The sequence below is a fragment of the Streptomyces cadmiisoli genome (assembly GCF_003261055.1).
Taxonomy (GTDB): domain Bacteria; phylum Actinomycetota; class Actinomycetes; order Streptomycetales; family Streptomycetaceae; genus Streptomyces; species Streptomyces cadmiisoli.
The window spans coordinates 257451-280092 of record NZ_CP030073.1 but is presented as its reverse complement, the minus strand read 5'-3'; the positions used below and the strand labels follow the sequence as shown (position 1 = coordinate 280092).

Below are 22642 nucleotides of genomic sequence, written 5' to 3'. Positions count from 1 at the left end.
ACGCTGCACCCGTCCAGCGTGCTTCCTCGCTGGAACCTTTCAGTGACGGGAATCAACCGCACCACACGAAGCGATGCACGCAAGGAGCACTGAGTGACCACCTTCTCGATCTACGCACCGATCGCGCCGCCGCGCAGCGAGCAGATCCTGCCTTTCGCGGCTCTGACGCAGATGAGCCACGCTGTCCGGCTCTGGCAGGGCCAGGCACCGACGAGTGACCCCCACCAAACGTTCACTGCGGCTGCGGTCAGCGGATTTCGGGTTCCCGCCGGCATCGGGGTGACCCTGATGCCGTTCCGTCACCCCTTCGACGCCGCCCTTCAAGCCCGTACTCTCTCCCTGACCCTGGGGCACCCCCTCGTCGTGGGCTACGGACCCGGTACTGCCGATGTACAGCGCCGTCTGCTCGGCGAGGAGTACACCAGCCAACTGGGCGCCACACGGGATTACCTCACGATCGTCCGCGGACTGCTCAACGATGGTGGCATCGCGTACAAGGGCAAGCACTTTACATGTGACGCGACGCTGAAGCGTGTTCCCGGACCGCCGATCGAACTCGGTCTCGGCGTATTGCGCCCCGGTATGGCACGGCTGGCAGGCGAGATCGCCGACGTAGCGATCACCTGGATGACACCGGCGAGCTATCTGGCGGACGTCATCGTGCCTGCTCTCGACGCCGGTGCCACGGCAGCGGGGCGGCCCCGGCCTCGCCTCACCGCGATCGTTCCCGTCGCCCTCAGCGGACCGGACCGGGTCGCCACGCAATTGGTACTGGCCAGCAACGCCGGTCACCTGCGCCAGCCAAACTACGCCGGCATGCTGAGGCTGTCCGGGATCGACATCGACATGACCAATCCCGAAGCTGGCGCGGAAGCGCTGATCGAGGGCGGCGGGTTCCTCTTCGGAACCGGGGAGGAACTAGCCCATCAGCTTGATCAGTTCCGCCAGGCTGGAGCCGACGAAATCGTTCTGAACGTCACCGGCGTCGCAGCGAAGTTCGGCAGCCGTGTGGCTCTCAACGACTTGCAGACGATGCTGGCGGACATTCCACAGGCCGGCTCTGCAGCGGCCCAGTGAGGCGATCTCACTCCGATGAATAGGTGACTACAGGCTTCTGTTGGGGTGTCAGAGGGCTGCCGGGCGGCGCTTGCCGGGGCACTCTTCACCGGGACTCCTGTAGAAGGCCCCGGTGAGTCAAGGTCAAGCAGTAGTGATGCCGCCCGTCCCTGTCCACGTGATGACAGCGGGACCTTCGGCGGTCCTACCGGGGGTCGCCGATCTCGGCGTGACCTGGCCGGGTGATTGATCGGCACCTGCAGCTTGCCGGCGGCGGTGACCTTGTGCCAGGGGCGATTCGCTTCCGCGGCTTGATGTTGGTGGGCGCCGGCGCCATGCGAACCGGCGCGGGACGTGGTTCCGGTCGCAGCGGGGCGGGGAACGACGGTGTCCGCGCGCCGCCGGCCCGGTTGTCAGCCCGGAGCCGGAGAACTAGGCTGAATGCGCTTCCACAGTCAGACGGCGCAGCTGTGAAAATCTCAGCGGGTATCGAAAGCAGCGGCTCAATCATGGGTGATCCCACCGTTTACGACGTCGCCGAGCGCGCCGGTGTGTCCATCGCGACGGTTTCCCGTGTCTACCGCATGCCCGACTCGGTGCGGGTCGCAACGCGCGAGAGGGTGCTTTCCGCGGCGTACGATCTGGGCTACTTGCCCAGCGCGAGCGCGCGGGGGCTGGCCAGCCGGGCGACCGGGGTGCTCGGGCTGTGCTTTCCCGACTTCGCAGATCCGGAGGCCGAGGGGACGGCGCCGGACGCCGACGAGGCCGAGCTGAGTTTCTACGGCGACGAGGTCATCCGGGGGATGGAGCGCGCCGCGCGGCGGCACGGTTATGCGCTGCTCATCTCGGCCGCCCATGCCGACCGGGCGGGGGAGGTGCTGTCCGACGTGGCCGGGCGGGTCGACGGCCTGGCGATTCTCGCTCAGCACGTTCCGCCAGCGGTGCTGGACGTCGTTTCGCGGCGGCTGCCCTTGGTCGTGCTTGCCGGACCGCTGTCGTCCGGTCTCGACGCCGTCGAGGTGGCCAACTTCGACGGCCTGCTGGAACTCACCCGGCACCTGATCGACGGCCACAGGCTGAAGAACCTCGCGTTCGTCGGCGGCGCCGAGGACTCGCCGGACGCGGAGGCCCGATTCCGCGGCTTCCAGGCGGCCCATCTCGCGGCGGGGCTGCCGCTGCCCGAGCGGCCCTCGGTGCGTGGCGACCTGACGCTGCTCTCCGGACGCAAGGCCGCGATGGAGCTGTTGGACGGGGAGGGGCCGCGCCCGCAGGGCATGGTCTTCGCGAACGACCAGATGGCCGTGGGGGCACTCCAGGTGCTCGCCGAGCGGGGGATCCGCGTTCCCACCGACCTGGCCGTCACCGGGTTCGACGGTATTCCGCTGGGCCGTCTGGTCACCCCGGCGCTCACCACCGTCCGGCAGCCCATGAGCCGACTCGGGGAGGAGGCCGTGGAGTTGCTCGTCGCGCGGATCGCCGACCGTGGCCGCCCGGCGCTCTCGCGCACCCTGCCGACCACTTTGGCCCTGCGCGCCAGTTGCGGGTGCGGGGTCTAGGGAGCCTCGCACCCGGTCGGTTCCCGGCACCCGGCATGCTCCGCACTTCGGGTCGGCCCGACCCGGTATGCGCATACAGCGAACTTGTCCCAGTGATGCCCTACCGGCGGTCATTGTCCAGCCGTGCATCGCCGGAGTGAAGCGGTCCGTACGTCCTGGTGCACCGCGTCCAGCGCACGGCGGGCCGCCTGCTGCCGTCGTACGCGCGTAGGCAGCCCGCTGCGGGCAAGGTTTCGGCATGTTTACAGAAGCGTTACCGATCGTCGCTTGCGTCAGTTCGAACGCCTCCTGAAGGATCATGTATGCGCTTACAGAACGACGCGCGTACTCAAGGAGGAGCTCGCATGTCCCGTATTGCTTTGTCGCGTGCCGCCATCGCCACGACCGCTGTGGCATTGTCGCTCGGATTGACGGCCTGCAGCAGCGGAGACGGCGACCAGTTGGGCGCGGACGCCAAGCAGACTCTCACCGTGTGGGCCATGGGTGAGGAGGGCAAGCGGGTCGCGGAGATCGCCAAGAAGTTCAACGAAACGCACCCGGACATCACCGTCAAGGTGACCCCGGTGGGCTGGGACGTCGCGCATCAGAAGCTCGTTTCCGCCGCGGCCGCCGACCAGCTGCCCGACCTGGCTCAGCTCGGCTCCACCTGGATGGGCGAGTTCATGGACCTGGGTGTGCTGGAGCCGGTGGACACGAAGGCGTTCAAGGCGGACGACTTCTTCCCCGCCGCCTGGAAGGGCAGCGAGAGGGACGGGCAGGTCTACGGCGTGCCGTGGTACGTCGACACCCGCGTCCTCTACTACCGCACCGACCTGGCCGAGAAGGCCGGGGTGGCCAAGGCCCCGGAAACCTGGACCGACCAGCTCGCCCTCGCCGAGGCGTTCAAGAAGCTCGACTCCACGAAGTGGGCCTTCTCCCACCCCGCGGGCGGCCAGGGCTCCTGGCAGAACTGGGCGCCGTACCTGTTCTCGGCGGGCGGCACCATTCTGGACAAGGACGGCAAGCCGGCGCTGGACTCGCCGGAGGCGGTCACGGCGTTCACCGAGTACGCCAAGTACTTCGACAAGGGTCTGGCGAAGGACACGCCTGCCGCCCCCGGCTATGACGTGATCAAGGACTTCGGCGCGGGCAGCGTGCCGATGTTCCCTTCCGGCCCCTGGATGGTGCAGAACATAGCCGACCAGGCCCCGCAGATCGAGGGCAAGTGGGCGGCGGTCCCGCTCCCGGCCGGCAAGCAGCCCGCCTCCATCATCGGCGGCTCCAACCTCGTCACCTTCGAGAGCAGTGAGCACAAGGCGGCGGCCAAGGAGTTCACCAAGTTCCTCACGAGCCCGGCGACGCAGGCGGACTGGTACGAGATGTCCAAGTCGCTGCCCGCCAACAAGAAGGCCTGGGACGAGCCGGCGCTCAAGAACGCCGATGTGGCTGTCTTCGAGGAGGCGCTGAACAGCGCCGGGGAGATCCCGCCGCTGGCGCAGTGGGAGCAGGTCGCCCACGAGATCGACGTCACCCTGGAGAAGCTCGCCAAGGGTGGCGACCCGGCTGCGCTCGCCGAGGAGCTGCAGAAGAAGACCGAGGGCCTGGTGTCCTGAGGCATGAGCGGTACGAACTCTGCCGAGCGGCCCGCTTCCAGCGGGCGGGCCGCCGCCGGCACCACCGACACCCCCGCCGAGTCGGCCGTGACCGGCAAGGCCGCCGCCCGACCGCTGCGCAAAGCGGCCGGAGCCGGCACCCGGACGACGTCGGGCGGCACACCGCTGCGGCCCGACCGGCTCTCCCGGCACAACCTCTCCGGCTGGCTCTACTCGACGCCGTTCCTGGCGTTCTTCGTCACCTTCATGGCGGTCCCCATCCTGGCGACGCTGGTGATGAGCTTCACGGACTTCGGTCTGCGCAACGTCACGAACCCGTTCGACGCGGAGTTCGTCGGCCTGGAGAACTACTCCGAGCTGCTCGGGGACGAGCAGTTCCTGCGGGCGCTGTTCAACACCGGCTACTTCGTGGTGCTGGGCGTACCGCTCACCATCGGCTGCGGCCTGCTGGCGGCGGTGCTGCTGAACTCCGGCATCGAACGGTTCCGTACCTTCTTCCGGGTCGGTTTCTACGCCCCGGTGGTCACGGCCATCGTCGCTGTCGCCGTGGTGTGGCGCTTCGTCCTCGACCCCAGTGAGGGCCTGATCGCCGGGCTGGCCGCCCAGGTGGGACTCACCGCCCCCGACTTCCTCGCCTCCGAGTCCCTCGCCATGCCGTCGCTGATCGCGATGGCGGTCTGGCGCAACCTGGGCACGTCGATGGTGCTGTTCCTCGCAGGACTGCAGGCGATCCCCACCGAGGTACGGGAGGCGGCGAAGCTCGACGGTGCGGGCGCCTTCCAGGAGTTCCGCAGGATCACCGTTCCGCTGCTGCGGCCCACCATGCTCTACGTCACGGTGATGACGACGATCGGCTTCCTGAACGTCTTCGAGGAGCCGTTCGTGATGACCAACGGCGGTCCCTCGGACAGCACGCTCACGGTCTCGCTCCTCATGTACCGCGAGGGCTTCAACTTCTTCAACATGGGCTACGCCAGCTCGATGGCCTACACCCTGTTCGTGATCATCCTGGCCGTCACGCTGCTCCAGATGCGGCTGCTGAAGGACAAGACCAAATGAGCGCCACGACCGACACGAGTGCCACCGCCACCGCCCGCCGCGACGGGTACGCGGCGCGGGACCGCCGTACCCGCCGGACCAGGGGCGTCACCTACGTACTGCTCGGCCTTGGTCTGCTGATCACGACCGCGCCTTTCCTGTGGATGGGCCTGTCCGCGTTCAAGACGCCCCAGGACCTCTCGGCGAGTCCGCCGGTGTGGATCCCCACTGACTGGACGCTGGCCAACTTCAGCAAGCTGTTCGACCTCCTGGACGTGCCGCGCTACTTCTTCAACTCGACACTCGTCGCGCTCATCGTCACCCTGTGCAACCTGCTGTTCTGCTCCATGCTGGGCTACGCCCTGGCCAAGCTGAACTTTGCGGGCAAAAAGGTGATCTTCGGCGTCGTCATGGGGGCCTTGATGGTGCCCGGCAACCTGATGCTGATGCCGCAGTTCGTGATGGTGAGCAAGATGAACCTCCTCGACACCTACGCGGCGCTCGTCCTGCCGTCCGCGGCCGGTGCCTTCGGGGTCTTCTTGATGCGGCAGTTCATGTCAGCTGTCCCCGACGAGCTGCTGGAGGCCGCTCGGGTGGATGGGGCACGCGAGTGGTACATCTTCTGGCGGATCGTGATTCCCCAGGTCAAACCCGCTCTGGCGACCCTGTCGATCTTTGTTTTCCTCGGCTCGTGGAACAACTTCCTGTGGCCGCTGATCGCGACCAACGACGTCGAGAAGTACACGCTCCCGGTGGCGCTGGCCACCTTCGCCACCGACCCGACCAAGGCCAACGGCTCCAACGGTGTGCTGATGGCCGGCGCGTTCCTCGTCGTTCTGCCGGTGCTCGCAGTTTTCATCGTGCTGCAGCGCTACTTCACGCAGAGCATCGCCACGGCGGGCATCAAGTAGCGGGCGCGCCCCTCATTTGTACGGGGCCGGCAGCACCCTGACGGCTGCCGGCCCCGTACCATCCGCCGCCGTGCGAACCAGCCCTCTTCCGGACCACCGCGTTGCCCGGCACCGCGCCTCCCTGCCCTGCCGGGCCACGCGCCACCCCCCGCACACAACTGCAGCCCTGGGAGTTGGAACGCCGCATGCACCGCCGCACCTTCCTCACCGCGACGGACCCGGACGGGCGGGCGGTTGCTGCACGCCTTCGCATCGGCTCCGGTAACGCCGAGGACGTCACCGCCGCGGGACGCGGCAGGCCGTTGTTCGGCGGCGAACGGCCGCATCCGCCGCATCGCGGCGCCGCGATGCGGCTGAGGGGCCTCACGGCCGCGGGGATGTGCATCGCGTACGCCACGGACGAGATCGGCGCCGTGGAGGAGGAGCGGGTGACGTTTCGTCCGTCGGGGGACGTGGCCGTCGTCGGTCGGGCGCGCCGCACCGACGCGAGGGTCTTCTTCGAGGGCCGCCGCACGGCACTGCGGGAGCGTCGGCCGGAGTTCACCGTGTACCGGGGCTGAACTTCCCCACGCCGGCTGGCTGCGGCACCCGGCAAGGGGCCCGCCGCATGTCGTACCCACCGGTATTGCCCCACGTGCAGGTGCGGGGGATATCTTGCAAGGTAGAATGTATGCGCTTACAGCCAGGGGTCGTCAGCCCTGAGATGGCGGCGCGAACGAGTAAAAGGACTGAGATGCTCGGCGGACCGTACGAAGACAAGGTCAAGGACCTGCTCGACAGGATGACGATCGAGGAGAAGCTGGGCCAGCTCCAGCAGTTGACCTGGACCGGCGACACCGGCCCCGGCGGTGGCCAGACCGAGGAGGTCGAGCGTGCGGCCCGTGCCGGCCTGCTCGGCTCGGTCCTGAACCTGCACGGCGCGGCCCACACCAACACCCTGCAGCGCATGGCGGTCGAGGAGTCCCGACTCGGCATCCCGCTGCTCTTCGGCTTCGACGTGATCCACGGCTTCTGGACCACCTTCCCGATCCCGCTTGCACAGGCCTCCAGCTTCGACCCGGCGGTGGTCGAGCGCGACGCCGAGGTTTCGGCGAGGGAGACCAGGTCCAACGGCGTGCGCTGGACGTTCTCGCCGATGATGGACGTCACCCACGAGCCCCGCTGGGGCCGCATCGCGGAGAGCTGCGGCGAGGACCCGTACCTCAACGCCGTCCTCGCGGTGGCCAAGGTCCGCGGCTACCAGGGCGACGACCTCACCGCCGACGACAAGGTCGCCGCCTGCGCGAAGCACTTCGTCGCCTACGGCGGCGCCGAGGGCGGGCGGGACTACAACACGGTCGACGTCTCCGAGCAGCGGCTGCGCAATCTGTACCTGCCGCCGTTCCGAGCCGCCGTCGATGCCGGAGTGGCCACCGTCATGGCGGCGTTCAACACCGTCAGCGGCGTCCCGGCGCACGGCAACCCGCACACGATGACCGGCATCCTCAAGGAGGAGTGGGGCTTCGACGGGGTGGTCGTCAGCGACTACACGGGCGTCGAAGAGCTCATCGCCCACGGCTACGCCGAGGACGGCGCCGACGCCGCGCGGCTGGCCCTGATGGCCGGCCTCGACATGGAGATGGTCAGCACGAACATCGCCGCCCACGGCAAGCGGCTGCTCGCCGACGGGCGGATCACCGAGGACCGACTGGACGACGCGGTCGCCCGCATCCTGCGGCTGAAGTTCGCGCTCGGTCTCTTCGACGACCCGTACACCGACGAGTCCGCGGCCGTCGACGTGCCGACACCGCAGGCCAGGGAGGCGGCGCGGCAGACCGCCGCCCGCTCCATGGTGCTCATGAAGAACGACGGCGGCGTGCTGCCGCTGGACGCCGGTGCTGGGTCCATCGCGGTGGTGGGCCCGTTCGCCGACCACACGGATCTGCACGGCACATGGGCCGGTCCCGGCTGCCGCCGGTTCCCGACGGTGAGCATCCTCGATGCGGTACGCGCCGCCGCCCCTGCCGCGAAGGTCGTTCACGCCGGGGCCGACGTGGCCCAGGCCGTCGCCGCCGCCGAGTCCGCCGAGGTCACGGTCGTCGTCATCGGCGAGGAGCCCGAGCTCAGCGGTGAGGCCGCGGTGCGCAGCGACATCTCCCTGCCCGACGGGCAGGAGGAACTCATCGCCGCCGTCGCCGCCACCGGCAAGCCGTTCGCGGTCGTGCTGGTCAACGGCCGGCCCCTGACGATCGGCAACTGGCTGGACAGCGTCCCGGCGTTGCTCGAGGCATGGCACCCGGGCATCGAGGCCGGAAACGCCGTCGCCGATGTGCTCTTCGGGGCCGTCAACCCCGGCGGCAAGCTGCCGGTCACCTTCCCCCGCGCGGTCGGCCAGATCCCGGTCTACTACAACCGGGAGAGCACGGGACGCCCTTACGACCCGGCGCACGACGACGAGAAGTACGTCTCCAAGTACCTGGACCTCGCCGACGGACCACAGTTCGCCTTCGGGCACGGCCTGAGCTACACCACGTTCGCCACCGGAGAGCCGCAGCTCGACCGGCAGTCGGTCACCGTCGACGAACTCGAGCACGGCGAGTGCGTCGAGGTCCGCGTGGACGTGACGAACACCGGCGAACTCACCGGCGACGAGGTCGTCCAGCTCTACGTCCACGACCCGGTGGCGAGTATCGCCCAGCCGGTACGCCGGCTGCGCGGCTTCCGTCGCGTCACGCTCGAGCCGGGGCAGACCACGCAGGTACGCTTCACGCTCGGCGCCGAGGACCTCGGGTTCTGGACGAACGACCAGGCCGGTCACTTCACCGTCGAGCCGGGCAGGATCGACCTCTACGCCGGTACGAGCTCCCTGGCCGAGGCCCGCTGCACCCTGACGGTCGGCTGACACGCCCGAGCCCGGTCACGTCCGCCGTGCGCAACGGCGGACGTGACCGGGGGCGTTCGCGTCGCCTCTCGCCGCGGTGCCACCACAGGTCTCGCACCGGAACGTACGTCCTCACCCCTACCGGAGCCCGCCGCCCATGACCATCGACCAGCGTCCGAACATCATCCTGTTCATGACCGACGATCACGCCCCCGCAGCCGTCGGTGCCTACGGCAGCGTGATCAACAAGACCCCGTCGGTCGACCGCCTGGCAGCCGAGGGCGCGGTCTTCGAGAACACCTTCTGCACCAACGCGATCTGCTCGCCCGCCCGCGCCACCCTGCTGACCGGCACCTACAGCCATGTCAACGGCATGACGTCGCTGGAGGGCCCGGACCACACGTTCGACGCGAGCCAGCCGTCGTTCCCGAAGCTGCTCCAGGAGTCGGGCTACCAGACCGCGATCGTCGGCAAGTGGCACCTCGGCCACGGCGAGGGCCACGACCCCGAGGGCTTCGACCACTGGGAGATCCTGCCGGAGCACGGCGTCTACCACGACCCCGACTTCGTCACCGCCCACGGCAGGAAGACGTACCCGGGCTACGTCACCGACATCATCACCGACCTCGCGCTGAACTGGCTCGACCAGCGCGACCCCGACAAGCCCTTCTGCCTGCTGATCCAGCACAAGGCGCCGCACCGCCCGTTCGAGCCCGCCGAACGCCACCGGCACCTGTACGAGCACGAGGAGATCCCCGCCCCGCCCACCCTCCACGACGACCTCGGCAGCCGCGCCCCTGCCGCGCACGAGGCGAAGATGAGCATGGAGGACCTCACGGACGAGGACCTCAAGGGCGTACCGGTGCCGCCCGGACTGTCACCACGCGACGAGCGCGAGTGGCGCTACCAGCGCTACATCAAGGACTACCTCCGGGTGATCGCCGCCCTCGACGAGAACGTCGGCCGTGTGCTGCACTACCTCGACGTCACCGGCCTGGAGGCCTCGACCGCCGTCGCGTACACCTCGGACCACGGTTTCTTCCTCGGCGAGCACGGCTGGTTCGACAAGCGGTTCATGTACGAGGAGGGCATGCGCATCCCGCTGGTGCTCCGCTGGCCCGGAGTCACCCAGGCCGGTTCCCGCCACGGTGAACTGGTGGCCAACATCGACTACGCCCCCACTCTGCTGGACATGGCGGGCCTGGCGCCCCATTCCCGTATGCAGGGCCGGTCGCTGCTACCCCTCCTGAAGGGGGAGGACGGGCAGGAGTGGCGGGACGCCGTCTACTACCGCTACTACATGCACCTGGACGTCTGCCACAACGTCCAGGCCTGCTACGGCATCCGCACCCGCACGCACAAGCTCATCCACTACCCGGGCCACGGCTCGGGCGCGGACGGAGCCAAGGACGCGCCGCGCCCGCCCGCCTGGGAACTGTTCGACCTGACACAGGACCCGCACGAGCTGCACAACCGCTACGACGACCCGCTGTACGCGGACATGGTCAAGGACCTGACGGCACAACTTGCCGAACTCCAGCGCCACTTCGGTGACACGCCGGAGGGCATGCTGCCCGCGCCGACCGCTTCCTGAAGGGACGATCCCATGACGACAACCGGCTCCGGCCCCGACAACCGCCCGGCCACCGAATGGCTGGCCGACGCAGTCCTCTACCAGATCTATCCGCAGAGCTTCGCCGACGCGGACGGCGACGGCATCGGCGACTTCGCCGGCATCGAGCAGCGGCTGGAGCATCTTGCCTGGCTCGGCGTGAACACCGTCTGGCTCAACCCGTGCTTCGCCTCGCCCTTCCAGGACGCCGGCTACGACGTGTCCGACTACCTCACCGTCGCCCCCCGCTACGGCACCAACGACAGCCTGGCCAGGCTCGCCGACAGCGCCCGGCGCCACGGCATACGCCTCCTGCTCGACCTGGTGGCGGGCCACACCTCCGACCGGCACCCGTGGTTCACGGCGTCCGCCGACGACCCCTCCGATCACCGCTACATCTGGGCCGAGGGCGACACCCACCCGGGCGACGGCTTCCAGCCCTCGCCCGGCACCCGCCCCGGCTGGTACAAGCCGAACTTCTTCCCCAGCCAGCCCGCCCTCAACTTCGGCTACGCGCGCACACACCCGGACGAGCCCTGGCGGCAGCCCGTCGACGCCGACGGACCACGAGCCAACCGCCAGGCCCTGCGCGACATCATGGAGCACTGGCTCGACCTGGGCCTGTCCGGATTCCGCGTCGACATGGCCGCCTCGCTCGTCAAGGACGACCCCGGCCACGCCGAGTCGGCCCGCCTGTGGCGCGACATGCGCGACTGGATGGACAAGAGCCATCCGCAGGCCGCGCTCCTGTCCGAGTGGGGCGACCCGGCGGTCTCCGTACCGGCGGGCTTCCACGCCGACTTCTTCCTGCAGTTCGGTGCCGAGGACGACGGCCTCAAGCTGCGCTCCCTGTGGAACAACAACACCGGTACCGTCAGCGAGGGCTGGGCGCCGCTGGAGCCCTACTTCGGGGCCGACGGCACCGGGTCCCTGGGGACCTTCCTCGACGGCTGGCGGACCGCCACCGACGCGATCTCCGCCGCCGGGCGCGGTGGCTTCGTCGCGCTGCCCACCGCCAACCACGACTTCTCCCGCCTCGCCTGCGGACCGCGCACCACCGAGCAGCTTCCCGCGGCCTTCGCCTTCCAGCTCACCTGGCCGACTCTCCCCGCCGTGTACTACGGCGACGAGATCGGCATGCGCTACATTCCCGACTTGCCGGAGCGCGAGGGCAGCGTCCTCGGCGCCCGCTACAACCGGGCCGGTTCGCGCACCCCGATGCAGTGGGACGCCACCGACAATGCCGGCTTCTCCACCGCCGCTGCCGAACGCCTCTACCTCCCCCTGGACCCGGACCCCGCCCGCCCCACGGTCGCCGCCCAGCGCGAGGATCCCGGCTCCCTCCTCAACCTGGTGCGCCGCTTGATCGCCCTGCGCAAGTCGACGCCCGAGCTGGGCAGCCAGGCAGGGGTGCAGGTGCTGCACGAGGGATACCCCTTCGTGTACCTGCGCGGCGGGCGCTACCTGATCGTCGTCAACCCCCGCCGTGAGCGGTCGGAATTCACTCTGCCCGAGGGCATCACCAGCGGCCTGACCCGGGCCCAGGCCGTCGAGGCCGCCGGAGTCGACGTGAACGACGACCTGCTGACCGCCGCGGGCTTCGCGTACGGCGTCTTCGATCTCGGCAGCGCCGGCGTGAGGGTTGCCCGGTGAGCGACGACCCGGGTCGCTCGGCCTGCTGCGCCCCGCAGCGGCCCCCGCAGGCACGCACGGCAGCGGCGACCGCGATCCGCGTCGAGCACGCCCCCGCTGCCGCCGCCCCGCGGGGTGGCTGGCGGGAGCTGCCCGGTGGTCCCTTCCTCATGGGCAGCGAAGACTCCCCGTACCCGGCGGACCGCGAGGGCCCGGTCCGCGAGGAGACGGTCGACGCCTTCACCATGGGCGCGACAGCCGTCACCCACGCGGAGTTCGCCGTCTTCGCCGACGCCACCGGCTACCGTACGGACGCCGAACGCCTCGGCTGGTCCTTCGTTTTCGGGGGCTTCCTCCCCGACGACTTCCCGCCGACCCGCGCGGCGGCCGCCACCCCCTGGTGGCGGCAGGTCCACGGCGCCGACTGGCGCCACCCGGAGGGCCCCGCATCCGTCCTCGACGGCCGCGACGATCACCCGGTGGTCCACGTGTCGTACGACGACGCCCTCGCGTACTGCCGCTGGGCGGGGGTGCGGCTCCCGTCCGAGGCCGAGTGGGAGTACGCCGCCCGCGGCGGCTTGGAGGGCGAGCCGTACCCCTGGGGGGACGAACGCGACCCGGGCGGCGAGTACCGCATGAACATCTTCCGCGGCACGTTCCCGGGAGGTAACACCGCCGCCGACGGCTACCGCGGGACCTGCCCGGTGGATGCCTTCCCGGCCAACGCCTACGGCCTTTTCAACATGACGGGCAACGTGTGGGAATGGTGCGCGGACCGGTTCGCCCCGGGCGCCCGCGTCCTCAAGGGCGGTTCGCACCTGTGCCACGAGTCGTACTGCCTGCGCTACCGCACATCGGCCCGCATGGGCAACACCCCGGACAGCTCCAGCGGGAACATCGGGTTCAGAGTGGTGCGGGGACCGGAGACCCGAGAGGGGCGAGAGCTCTGAGTGGAGCGGCCGGCACCAGCGGGACGAGGTTGCAGCTGTGTTGTCGCTCATGGGCTCGTCGCATCGACCCGGAGCCGGCGGCCCTGGCAGGGTCCTGGAACGCCGGCAGCACGACGTCGCCGACCTCGGCTTCGACCTGCCCGCCGTCCCGGCGCGCGGGTAGGCCCGCCACGGGATTCACCAGGATTCACGCCCGCTGACATCGGCCCGGGCGGTGCAATCGTCGGCACCCTCCCCTCGGCGTGGCCGCGGCGCGACCGCGTCGTCGAGTGCGGCCGGCCATGCGAACCACCGCCCGTCCGATGCCCCTGACGATCACCCGAGGACTCCTCCGTGAAGACATCTCCTGCAGACAACCCCACGTCAGCGACGACTTCCGGCCACCCCGAGACACTTGATCAATCCGTGGAAGGAGTGCGGCTGGAGCGGCGCCGACTCCTCGTCGACGGAGTTCCGCGGATCCTGATGGCCGGCGAGGTGCACTACTTCCGCCTCCACCGCCGCGATTGGGCCGACCGTCTCGACAAGCTGGTCGCCGCGGGATGCACCGCAGTCGCCAGCTACATGCCGTGGCTCGTCCACGAGACCGCCTCCGGCACGGTCGACCTGACGGGCGCCACCAGCGAATACCGCGACCTCGTCGGCTTCCTCGAGCTCGCCGCCGAACGCGACCTCCTGGTCATCGCCCGCCCCGGCCCGTTCATCATGGCCGAGCTCAAGAACGAGGGCATACCGTTCCGCATCTACCGCGAACACCCTGCCGCCATACCCCTCGGCTGGGACGGCGAGCGCGGCCCGACACAGACCCTCGACTATCTCGAACCCGGCTACCTCGCCCAGGCCGAGCGCTGGTTCGCCGAGATCATGCCCGTCCTTGCCGACCGACTGGTCACCCGCGGCGGACCGGTCGCAGCGGTGCAGCTCGACAACGAGGTCGGCATGCTCTCCTGGGTCACCAACACCCCTGAGCTGACCGACCGCACCCTCCATGACCTGGCGTCCTGGGCGATCGAGCACTGGGGAGCCGACGACGCGCGACAGCGCTACGGCGCCGACCCGCGCGAACCCGAAGCCTGGGTCGCCCAGTGGCGCGCGGGAGGAACCCGGGGCGGCAGCGAGGCGCAGCAGCTCGCACTCCATCACGACCTCGGAGCCCACCACCGCGACCGCTACGCCCGGTACTTGCTGCGACTGCGCGAGATGGCCGTGCAGCACGGCATCCACGGTGTGCCGTTCCTCGTCAACCTGCACGGAACGTCCGAGGGACGCGGCCGGACGTTCCCGATCGGTATCAGCCAGCTTTCCAAGGCGTACGCGGGCATGCCGCAGACCACTTCGGGCTCCGACCACTACCTCGGCGAACTGACCGTCGAGAACGTCCCGGACCTCTACGTCATGAACGCGTTCATGGCCGCCGTCCATGACGCAGACCAGCCCCTGACCTCCCTGGAGTTCGAGTCCGGCACCGGCAACTACGTCGAGGACCTCAGCCGTGAGGCGAGCCCGGAGGCCACCGATCTGAAGACCCGGCTGTGCGTCGCCCAGGGCAACCGGCTGATCAGCTACTACCTCTTCGCCGGAGGCCACAACCCGCCCCTCGACGAGCCCGTCGGAGACGGCAACGACCGGATCGCCTTCACCGGGGAGCGCCACGGATTCGCCGCCCCCGTAGACCCCGAGGGCCGCCTCAGCCCCACCTATCCGGCCCTCCGGAGCGTGGTCCGGGCCGTCCACGGTGCCGAACACCTGCTGGCCGACATGGACGAGGAGCACGACGACATCGTTCTCGGCTACGTCCAGGACCACTACCTCACCGAGTACACCCACCCGGAAGCCGCCCGGCGGCGCGAGCTCGTCCACGAGGTCGAGCGGTACCGGGGCATGGGCCCCCGCGACATCCTGGCCCGCGCCCTGCTGCTCGGCGGTCACTCCTTCGGGGCGGTCGACCTCTCGGCCGCCCCCACCTCGGCCGACAGCGCACTCGACCCGGCCGGACCGGCCGTGGCCCTGGCCACGCCGCCCGTCCTCGGCCGGGCGGTGCAGGAACGCCTCGCCGCGTTCGTCCAGGGCGGCGGACGCCTGCTGCTGCACGGCGTGCTGCCCGTCCTGGACGACGACGGGACACCGTGCACGGTGCTCGCCGACACCCTCGGCGTCGCCGTCACCGAGACCGTCGACGGCACGGTCCACCACTTCCCGTCCGTGCGGGCCACCGACTGGGCCGGCCCGCAGCCCGAGGTCCGGGTCGGCGTCCTGCAACGCCTGCGCGCCACAGGGGAGACCGACGCGCAGCCGCTCGCCCTCGACGTCGCCGATGGCTCCCCGGTCGCCTTCGAGGTACGGACGGAGGGCGGCGGCCTCGCGATCGTCATGGCCTGCGACTACCCCTGCCACCTCGACTTCTGGCGCGCCCTGGTCGCCCGGCTCGGAGTGCACCGGCGCCTGGTCGCCCACGGCGAGGCGCCCGGCCTCGTCGTCACCAGCACGGCGGACGCGACCGGCCAGCGTCTCCTCCACCTGGTCAACGTCGCCCAGGTCCCACAGAAGTTCACCCTGGACGTGAACGGCATGCCGCTGGCCGACGGTGCCGCGCTGGAACTGCCGGTGCGCAGTGGGCGGATGCTGCCGGTAGGCATCCGCCTGGACGGCGGCGTGCTGCGGTGGGCCACCGCCGAACTGGACGGCGCGGGCGACGGTTCCACCCTCCTGCTGCGCCGTGACAACGGCCCCGGCAGTGCGCTGCTCGAGACCGGCCGGGAGGTCCTCGTCGACGACGGCAGCGGCGCCGAGGTGACAGAGGAGGAGAATGGCTGCCGACTGGTCACCTGGCCGGGCGGCGAGGACGGCGCACGGCTGCGGATCCGGCTCAGGAATGGGTCTTGAGGCCTGTGACGGTCGTTGGGACGGGTGGTTCCGTGTGGTCCGCATGCAGTTGCCATCGGTCGATTCTTCGCAGGGGGTGTGTGCGTTAGTCTGGCGCCCTTTCTCTTGGTGTGTGGCCCATGTCTGGGCGGCGGTGAGCCTGGCCTCGTTCAGCAGCCTCGCAACGGCGTGGTGGGAGTAGTCCTTGGCAGCTGTCGGACGGCCGGGTCGAGGCGGAACTGTCGTCGCGCCCACTCCCTCGCCGCCGTCGCCTCCGCGCCCACGCAGCCTCAGCCGCGGGGTAACACCTTCCACGACTTCCAGGCCCTCTCGGACATCGGGATGGCGAAGGTTCCACCATCTCGTACAAGAACGCGCTGGGCGGTGAGGATCTGCAGTACGTGGTCCGTGCGGGCCGGGCGAAGGAGAACATCGCCCTGGCCGAACCCCACCCCCGGACGGCCCGGTGTGCCTTCGCTCTGGACATCGACGGGCTCGTGCCGCAGGCCCGCAAGTTCGGCTCGATCGCGCTGTTCGGGGCGGCTGACCGTTGGATCGAAGGGCCCGTTTGACCCACTTCTTCCGGGCGGTCGCCATCGCGTCGGCTGCTGCTGTATAACCGGGCCGCCATCAAACTGCCTGTCCATGTCGAAGGGGCAATGCGTGCTGTCCGGTACCGGAATACGTCTGTGTTCGAGTGATCGTCGCGCTGTCGTGGTTGTGTTGGCCGCGGTCGTGGTGGCAGTGTCCGGATGTTCTCCGCAGGATGGCAATCGGAAGCCGGCGGGGCGCCACGATTCCTCGAAGACGACGCAGGCCCAACCCGATCCGAGGGGCACGTCGCAAGCCGGGGCCGGAACCAAGCTCGCGCCGAAGCCGAGGACCGCCGCACAGTTCGTCTCCCGAGCCCGGCAGGCCATGGGCGCCGAGGAGGGATGGATGTTCGATCTGCGCGGCAGCGAGTCCGCCGCCGTGCAGGGACAGGCGCCCTCGTCCGCCACGTACGCCGCGACCGTGCACCGCACCACCGCCCCCGAGGCGCTCCAGCAGACCGGCACGATCACCACCAGCAAGGGGGAGCGCAAGTCCGAGGTGGTGTACGTCGTCGACGGCACGGGCTACGTCAAGAAGGGCGCCGAGGCGTGGATCAAGGGGCCCCTCGCAGATCCCGGAGTGGCCAACAGCGTCGAGGATCCCGTGTCCGAGCTGGACGCGTTCGTGGCGTACGCCAAGAGCGCGATTGTGCGGCGCACGGGGGCGACCGGCGAGGGCGTGCGGCTTCAAGTCACCCATGACGGCGGGACGTTGTCGGCCGCTCGGGAGCGCCCCGCTCTGAAACGGGCGGTGCGGGAAGTGGAGCCCACGCTGACTCAGCTGCGCGAGGTCGGGGTGACGGCGACCGACGGTCAGATCACGCTCAAGAGCTTCACCGAGACGTGGGACCTGGACGCGGCGCAGGGGTACCGGCTCACATCGCACCGTTATACGTTGACGCTCCTCGTCCCCTTCCAGGGCGGAGACATCACGGTGAGCCAGGAGGTTCGGGCCGACAACCGCGGAGTGTTCAGCGGGAGCGTGACCTTGCCGTCGGACGCGAAGTGACGCTCCTCGCGGACGACGTCACTCCCGGTCCCGCCCGGGGCATCGTCGGTCGCCGCTCCCAGCCACCGGGTAGCGGTCGGAGCGGTTCGTGTACGTGTAGTTCTGGCCCCCGCCGGCGATGGTCCACAGGGCGGTCTGCTCCTTGACCACATTGTTGTTCCAGGACGCCGGGCGGGTGTGGCTCGCGCGGTGCAGGACGTGGTCGAGGTCCTCGCGCGGAGAGCTCGCGTGGTGGTCGAGGGCGATGGAGTATTGGTGGCCGTTTGCGGCTGTCGGCTGCGACCGGGCCGCCGTCGGCCGGCAGCGAGGCGTACTCGGGCGTTTGCGAGTCGACGTTGAGGCCGCAGGTGACGATGACCTGCTGACCGGCCGGGATGTTCTTGACGTCCAGGAAGGCGTCGATGTTCTGCCTGCGGGACCTGCCGTACGTCCGGAGATGCCCGACGTGCCGCGCGGCGGTGCCGTCCGCCGGGTCCGTAATGTCCGTCGCCTGGCAACGGTCGTCGCGGGCCCTGTATAAACCGGGTCGCCTTGAGGCGTGGTGGTGCTGCGCCGTGCTGTTCCGACGAACCGAGGAATCACTTCGTGCTGCGTTCTTCCCGTAGGTATTCATCCGTGCCGGCCGTCATCGCGGCGACGGCTCTCGTGTCGGCCCGCAGCGGCCAGGAGCAGTCTGCCGCTTCCCTTGTGATCGGCTGACGCGTGTCGGAGCTCTCACGCTCGTCGGACACTCTCTCCGCGCTCGTGGCGCTGCTGCCCTCCGACCGGTCGTCGCCGGTCGACTGGGGCGCCGTCGAGACCTGGCTCGGGACGACGCTGCCGACCGACTACAAGACGCTGGCGTCGTACGGCCCACTCGACATCGGTGACTTCGTCTGGCTGCACAGTCCGTGTGTGCGCGACGGTCTTTTCGACTACGGCTCCTGGCTGACGTCGACCCACCGCAACTGCCGCATCGGCTCCCGAGGCGCTCCGCCGTACGAGCCACCCGTGTTCTGGCCGGAGGCGGGCGGGCTGCTCGCCCTGGGGGAGACCCGGGCGGCCAGTTGTCTGCTCTGGGACACGTCGGCGTCCGACGATCCCGACGCCTGGCCGGTCGTCATCTTCCACAGGGACGCGGTGTACCAGGGTGTGAATCCTTGGCTCAACTACGGGACGCCCCTGTCGGAGACCCTCGCCGCGGTCCTGCGGGACGGGCTGTCGCTGCCCGGCGCCGGGACGCTCGGGCCGCTGCCCGCCACGGCGCGCCGCACGGCGTTCCTTGAGGAAGCGCAGCCCTGGACGCCGCCGAGCCGGGACGCGGAGGCCGCCGCGCAGGCTCGGCGCCGGGCAGCGCTCACCGAGGGCACCGGGCTTCAGGCGCTGCGGGTCCTGCTGCCGCCACCGGCCGAGCCGTACCTCGGTGAAGCCGACTGGGACTGGGTGTACGGGCAGTTGGGCACGCGGCTGCCCGCCGAGTACGTCACGCTGACGGAGACCTATGGCGGCAGCGGCTGGCTGGGCTGGCTGAGCCTGCCCGCGCCCTTGGACACCGGTCGCTCCGGGCTGGTGGCCGAGCAGTGGTACCGCGACGGCTACCGCAGACTGCGCGCGAATCACCCCCAGTACCATCCCCTGCCGGTCTGGCCGGAGAAGGGCGGCTTCCTGCCGTTCGCGTCGACCATCGACGGTGACCAGATCTGCTGGCTGACGGAGGGCGACGATCCCGACGGCTGGCCGCTGATCGTGGTACCCCGGCACGCGGAGCAGGGCGGGCCGCTGCCGATGGGTCTCACGGACACGTTGCTGGCCTGGCTTCGGGGGCGTTTCCGGTGGGAGGGCTTTCCCGGGTTCGACGCGGACGACGATCCGCTGGAGTTCATCAAGCTGGAGAGCTACGGCTGATCACCTGGCCCGGAGCGGGCGAGCCGGGGTGACGTGTCTGGCCTGGGGCGTGACCACCGGCGCGGACATCTACTGCTGGCTGACCACGGACGACGACCCCGACCGATGGCCGGTGCTCATCTGCGGGAGGCACACGGAACCGGCCTTCCAGGTCCATCCCTTCGGGAGGCGGACTTCCTGCGCCGACTGCTCACCGATGCCGCGTTTCAGGAGGAGACGATCAGCGTCGTTCTCCCGGAAGAGCCGTCCTTCGTCAACTGGCGTGAGAGAACGCGACGTTGGGGCGCCGGTCTCCATCCCGCACAAGAGGACCATGGGCACAGGCGGCGTGAGATGAGCTGCGCTCCGGGTGGGGTCACCGCTCCCAGCAGGTGGGAACGCCAGCGAGGTCGGAGTATCGCTGGGTGGCCGTGTGGGCGTGGAATCGGGCGGGCCGGCTCGGGCCGGCGGCGGACGCGTCGGAGGCGGGCGGCTGGTGTACGGCCAGCCCTGCGGGTGGTGGGCGAGTAGGGGCTGCCGGTGGGGGTGGAGGGCATGTTCGATCCCGGCAGCCGTAGGGGTGCGTTCTCACCGGCGGGCGAAGGTACTGCCGGACCCTTGGGGCGGTCGACAGCACGAAGCCGAGCGCGGGGAGCCGTACCCATCCGAGTACGTGCTCGACGCGGAGGAAGGGGTCGTGCTCCTGGGCCCTTCCCTGTCCGAGGCTCGGTTCGTCACTCGTCCCTGATGAGGCTCACGCGGAGCGCGAAAAGGTTGTACGTCCGCTGTGCATTTGATGTGTGGTGATCGACACGTCCGTGACCTGTGATGTTCGTGAGCTGGAATCCGCTTGGTCAGCGGGAGGGCGATCTGGTCCTCGCTGGGCGAGTGAAGGGGTGGTTGCATGAGCACAGGGAGCGAGCGTGTTCCTGGCGCGGGTGAGATGAGGGCGTGTGCGACGGGCTTCGTGGCGCGCATCACGGCACGCAACCGGCTGCCGCTGGACTACTCCGTGGCCAGTCTGCGCGTCGTCGACTTCCTGGTCGACGGGTTGCGCAAGGGCGGGGCCGACCAGGAGGGCGCGCGTGCGACGCTCTTCGGGCTCGGCGCGTACGTCGGTGAGGTGCTCGTGCGCCGCGCGGGCGCGGTGTGGGTGGATTTCGACGCCGACCAGCGGACGTACTTCGGTCAGCCAGTCGGTGTGCGGATGCCGGACGGCCGGATCTGGAACCCCGTGGGGAAGGTGCACAACCGGTTCGAGCTGGGCGGTCCGGAGGAGTCCCTGCAGACCTTCTATCTGACGCTGCACGGCCGGGCGCACGGAACGGCGGCCTGAGGTGGGACAGCAGCCCGCAAGCGCCGCTGTCGCGCTCCGAGCCGAAGTACTTCAACTCCCACTCAACCGGGAGACGGTTGTCCGCACATGAGTACCACCCCGGACTCCGTGGCTGGTCGATGTACTGCTTCGTGTGGTGTTGGCGTGGTGTTCCGTTGCTGGTCCCATCGCTTCTAGTGCGTCGACCTGATCGCTCACCAGGGGCGGACCTTCGCGTGGAGCCAGGAGACGCGCGAGGAGATCCGTGCGGTGTTCGACGGGGGCATGCGCTTTCCGGCGGACGTGGGTTGACAGCCCTCAGGTGCAGTGACCGTCCCAGGGCCTGCTGGAGGCAGTCGGAGGGCCGGGACGCGCCCCCAGGGTGTGGAGGGGGCATACCCCACGGAGTCCAAGGGGGCGCGCTCCTCACCGCCTCAGGTCACAGGACCTGGAGCGCGAGTTTGCCGCTCGGGGCCACCGTGATGCGGTGCACGCTCCACGTGCCGGCGGCCGACTGGCCGACGGCGATCGCGCCGCCGCCCGGAACCTGGCCGATCTGCGGCTCGGCGGCAGGCAGCAGCGTGCGCGGGTCGCCGCCCGTCAGGGGAGTGGCCAGCAGAGGGCCGCCGGGGCCGGGTGTGGTGCCGTACGGCGGGCGGTAGGACGTGAGGAGCCAGTTGCCGACGAGGCCGACGAAGGCTGTGCCGGTCGGGGATTGTGAGACCGTCACCGCGGTCTGCGCGCCGGTCGGGTCGTCCCGTCGTACGACGCGGGCCTGGTTCGCGCCCTCGTGGTAGACGGCGATATGAGTCGGGGAGAGTGCCGCCTGGAGGTAGAGCGGGTCGTCGTCGGTCGCATGGGTGCTGATGGTCGTGAGCGAGCCGGTGGCGAGGTCGAGCAGTCCGATGTCGGTCGCGTGGCGCAGCCGGATCAGCGCCGAGGTGCCGTCACCCGCCAGCACCGTCTGCTGCTTCTCGAAGAACTGGTCCGAGGGCGGGTCCACCGGGATGTCGCTGACGATCGCCCCGGCGTCCGACAGCCGCAGGATGTGTAGACGGGCCGCCTGCCATACCTCGTTGTACTCCTGAGTGATCAGCGTGGAACCGAAGGCGGCGGCCACGTACTGTCCTTCTGGCACGGTGACGGCGGTCGTCTCTCCGGTCGCGAGGTTCTGCAGCTGAGCCTGGCCGCCGGCGTACTGCTGCGAGGTGAGGACGGTGTCGCTGCCCGTGCCGTAGTAGCCGTACTCGCCCGGAAGTGCGCCGCCGTAGCTGCCGAGGGTTCGTTCGCCACCTTCGTAGCCGCGCCAGGTGTACGGGCCTGCCGAACCGTCGGCGTTCGCGCGGCGGTGTAGATAGCCGGAGTCTCCGGCGGCGTAGAGCAAGTCCTGTACGTACTGGACCGGGGCGGGGGCGGGGGTTTGCGAGGAGGAGAGGTGCTGGGCGCCGAGGGCGCCGGGAGCGGCGTGTGCCGTGGGCGCGAGCGTCACCACGGTGCCGGTGGCGAGGGTGAGCGCGGCGAGCGCAGTGGTCAGGAGCGGGTGACTTTGGGGCACAGGGACCTCCAAGTAGTCGGCGGAGAACGGCAGGTGGAGCGAGGAGACCTGCTCTTCGCGGAGCCGTCCGTCGAAGGCGCGCGAAGTTAACACGGCCAATCAGTGCACTTCCATTCGAATGGCATTCCGTGGCACTCCGTGGCATTACGGATCAACGGTGATACCGGCACTTGGTGGAAGCGAATGGCCGTGCGAGGTCGTCGGCTCGCCGAGCGGGAAGACGGTCCAGCAGATCGCC

General features: G+C 69.7%; 17 protein-coding genes. 15 read left to right on the top strand and 2 right to left on the bottom strand.

Annotated elements, in window-relative coordinates:
• The first annotated feature begins 93 nt into the window (after positions 1–93).
• The 13 genes from DN051_RS01310 (at position 94) to DN051_RS01255 (ending at position 17671) form a co-directional block, all read left to right on the top strand.
• Positions 94–1077, top strand: coding sequence for an LLM class flavin-dependent oxidoreductase (locus DN051_RS01310; RefSeq protein ID WP_246040832.1), 984 nt, complete (start codon positions 94–96; stop codon positions 1075–1077).
• 488 nt (positions 1078–1565) lie between these two features.
• Entirely contained in the window at positions 1566–2612 is a 1047-nt protein-coding gene (locus DN051_RS01305; RefSeq protein ID WP_053761428.1) for a LacI family DNA-binding transcriptional regulator, read from the top strand.
• Between the two features lie 344 nt (positions 2613–2956).
• Positions 2957–4204: a sugar ABC transporter substrate-binding protein gene (locus DN051_RS01300; protein ID WP_053761427.1), complete on the top strand. Its 1248-nt coding sequence runs from the start codon at positions 2957–2959 to the stop codon at positions 4202–4204.
• Between the two features lie 3 nt (positions 4205–4207).
• Positions 4208–5263: a carbohydrate ABC transporter permease gene (locus DN051_RS01295; protein WP_112437656.1), complete on the top strand. Its 1056-nt coding sequence runs from the start codon at positions 4208–4210 to the stop codon at positions 5261–5263.
• Positions 5260–6153 (top strand): carbohydrate ABC transporter permease, encoded by an 894-nt coding sequence (locus DN051_RS01290; protein WP_112437655.1) that lies wholly within the window; start codon positions 5260–5262, stop codon positions 6151–6153. The genes DN051_RS01295 and DN051_RS01290 overlap by 4 nt, the downstream gene beginning before the upstream one ends.
• Before the next feature lie 185 nt (positions 6154–6338).
• A complete protein-coding gene (locus DN051_RS01285) occupies positions 6339–6713 on the top strand; it encodes a hypothetical protein (RefSeq protein ID WP_112437654.1) in 375 nt (124 codons plus the stop codon).
• 173 nt (positions 6714–6886) lie between these two features.
• Complete coding sequence (locus tag DN051_RS01280; RefSeq protein WP_112437653.1) at positions 6887–9034, top strand: glycoside hydrolase family 3 N-terminal domain-containing protein; 2148 nt, start codon at positions 6887–6889, stop codon at positions 9032–9034.
• A 136-nt stretch (positions 9035–9170) separates the two neighbouring features.
• Positions 9171–10607: a sulfatase family protein gene (locus DN051_RS01275; RefSeq protein ID WP_112437652.1), complete on the top strand. Its 1437-nt coding sequence runs from the start codon at positions 9171–9173 to the stop codon at positions 10605–10607.
• 12 nt (positions 10608–10619) lie between these two features.
• On the top strand, positions 10620–12278 hold the full coding sequence (locus DN051_RS01270; RefSeq protein ID WP_112437651.1) for an alpha-amylase family glycosyl hydrolase: 1659 nt from the start codon (positions 10620–10622) through the stop codon (positions 12276–12278).
• Positions 12275–13207 carry a formylglycine-generating enzyme family protein gene (locus DN051_RS01265; RefSeq protein WP_381276954.1) on the top strand — a complete coding sequence of 311 codons (933 nt, stop codon included), beginning with the start codon at positions 12275–12277 and terminating at the stop codon, positions 13205–13207. Before DN051_RS01270 ends, DN051_RS01265 begins: the two co-directional genes overlap by 4 nt.
• A gap of 405 nt (positions 13208–13612) precedes the next feature.
• The gene (locus DN051_RS01260) at positions 13613–16090 is read left to right on the top strand and encodes a beta-galactosidase (RefSeq protein ID WP_199314834.1); all 2478 of its coding nucleotides are present in this window, start codon (positions 13613–13615) and stop codon (positions 16088–16090) included.
• A 380-nt stretch (positions 16091–16470) separates the two neighbouring features.
• Positions 16471–16641: a hypothetical protein gene (locus DN051_RS44790; protein WP_162624764.1), complete on the top strand. Its 171-nt coding sequence runs from the start codon at positions 16471–16473 to the stop codon at positions 16639–16641.
• Between the two features lie 367 nt (positions 16642–17008).
• Positions 17009–17671: a hypothetical protein gene (locus DN051_RS01255; protein ID WP_159054193.1), complete on the top strand. Its 663-nt coding sequence runs from the start codon at positions 17009–17011 to the stop codon at positions 17669–17671.
• Between the two features lie 18 nt (positions 17672–17689).
• Here the strand turns inward: DN051_RS01255 and DN051_RS47205 are convergent, their stop codons facing one another.
• Positions 17690–17821, bottom strand: coding sequence for a hypothetical protein (locus DN051_RS47205; RefSeq protein ID WP_281289051.1), 132 nt, complete (start codon positions 17819–17821; stop codon positions 17690–17692).
• A 552-nt stretch (positions 17822–18373) separates the two neighbouring features.
• Here DN051_RS47205 and DN051_RS01250 point away from each other — a divergent pair.
• Together DN051_RS01250 and DN051_RS01240 are read left to right on the top strand one after the other, a co-directional pair.
• Positions 18374–19555, top strand: a complete 1182-nt coding sequence (locus DN051_RS01250) for an SMI1/KNR4 family protein (RefSeq protein WP_053761419.1) — start codon at positions 18374–18376, stop codon at positions 19553–19555.
• A gap of 883 nt (positions 19556–20438) precedes the next feature.
• A complete protein-coding gene (locus tag DN051_RS01240; protein WP_053761418.1) occupies positions 20439–20870 on the top strand; it encodes a hypothetical protein in 432 nt (143 codons plus the stop codon).
• Positions 20871–21288: 418 nt separating this feature from the next.
• Here DN051_RS01240 and DN051_RS01235 read toward each other — a convergent pair whose 3' ends face one another.
• Entirely contained in the window at positions 21289–22497 is a 1209-nt protein-coding gene (locus DN051_RS01235) for a hypothetical protein (RefSeq protein ID WP_112437650.1), read from the bottom strand.
• Positions 22498–22642: the final 145 nt, after the last annotated feature.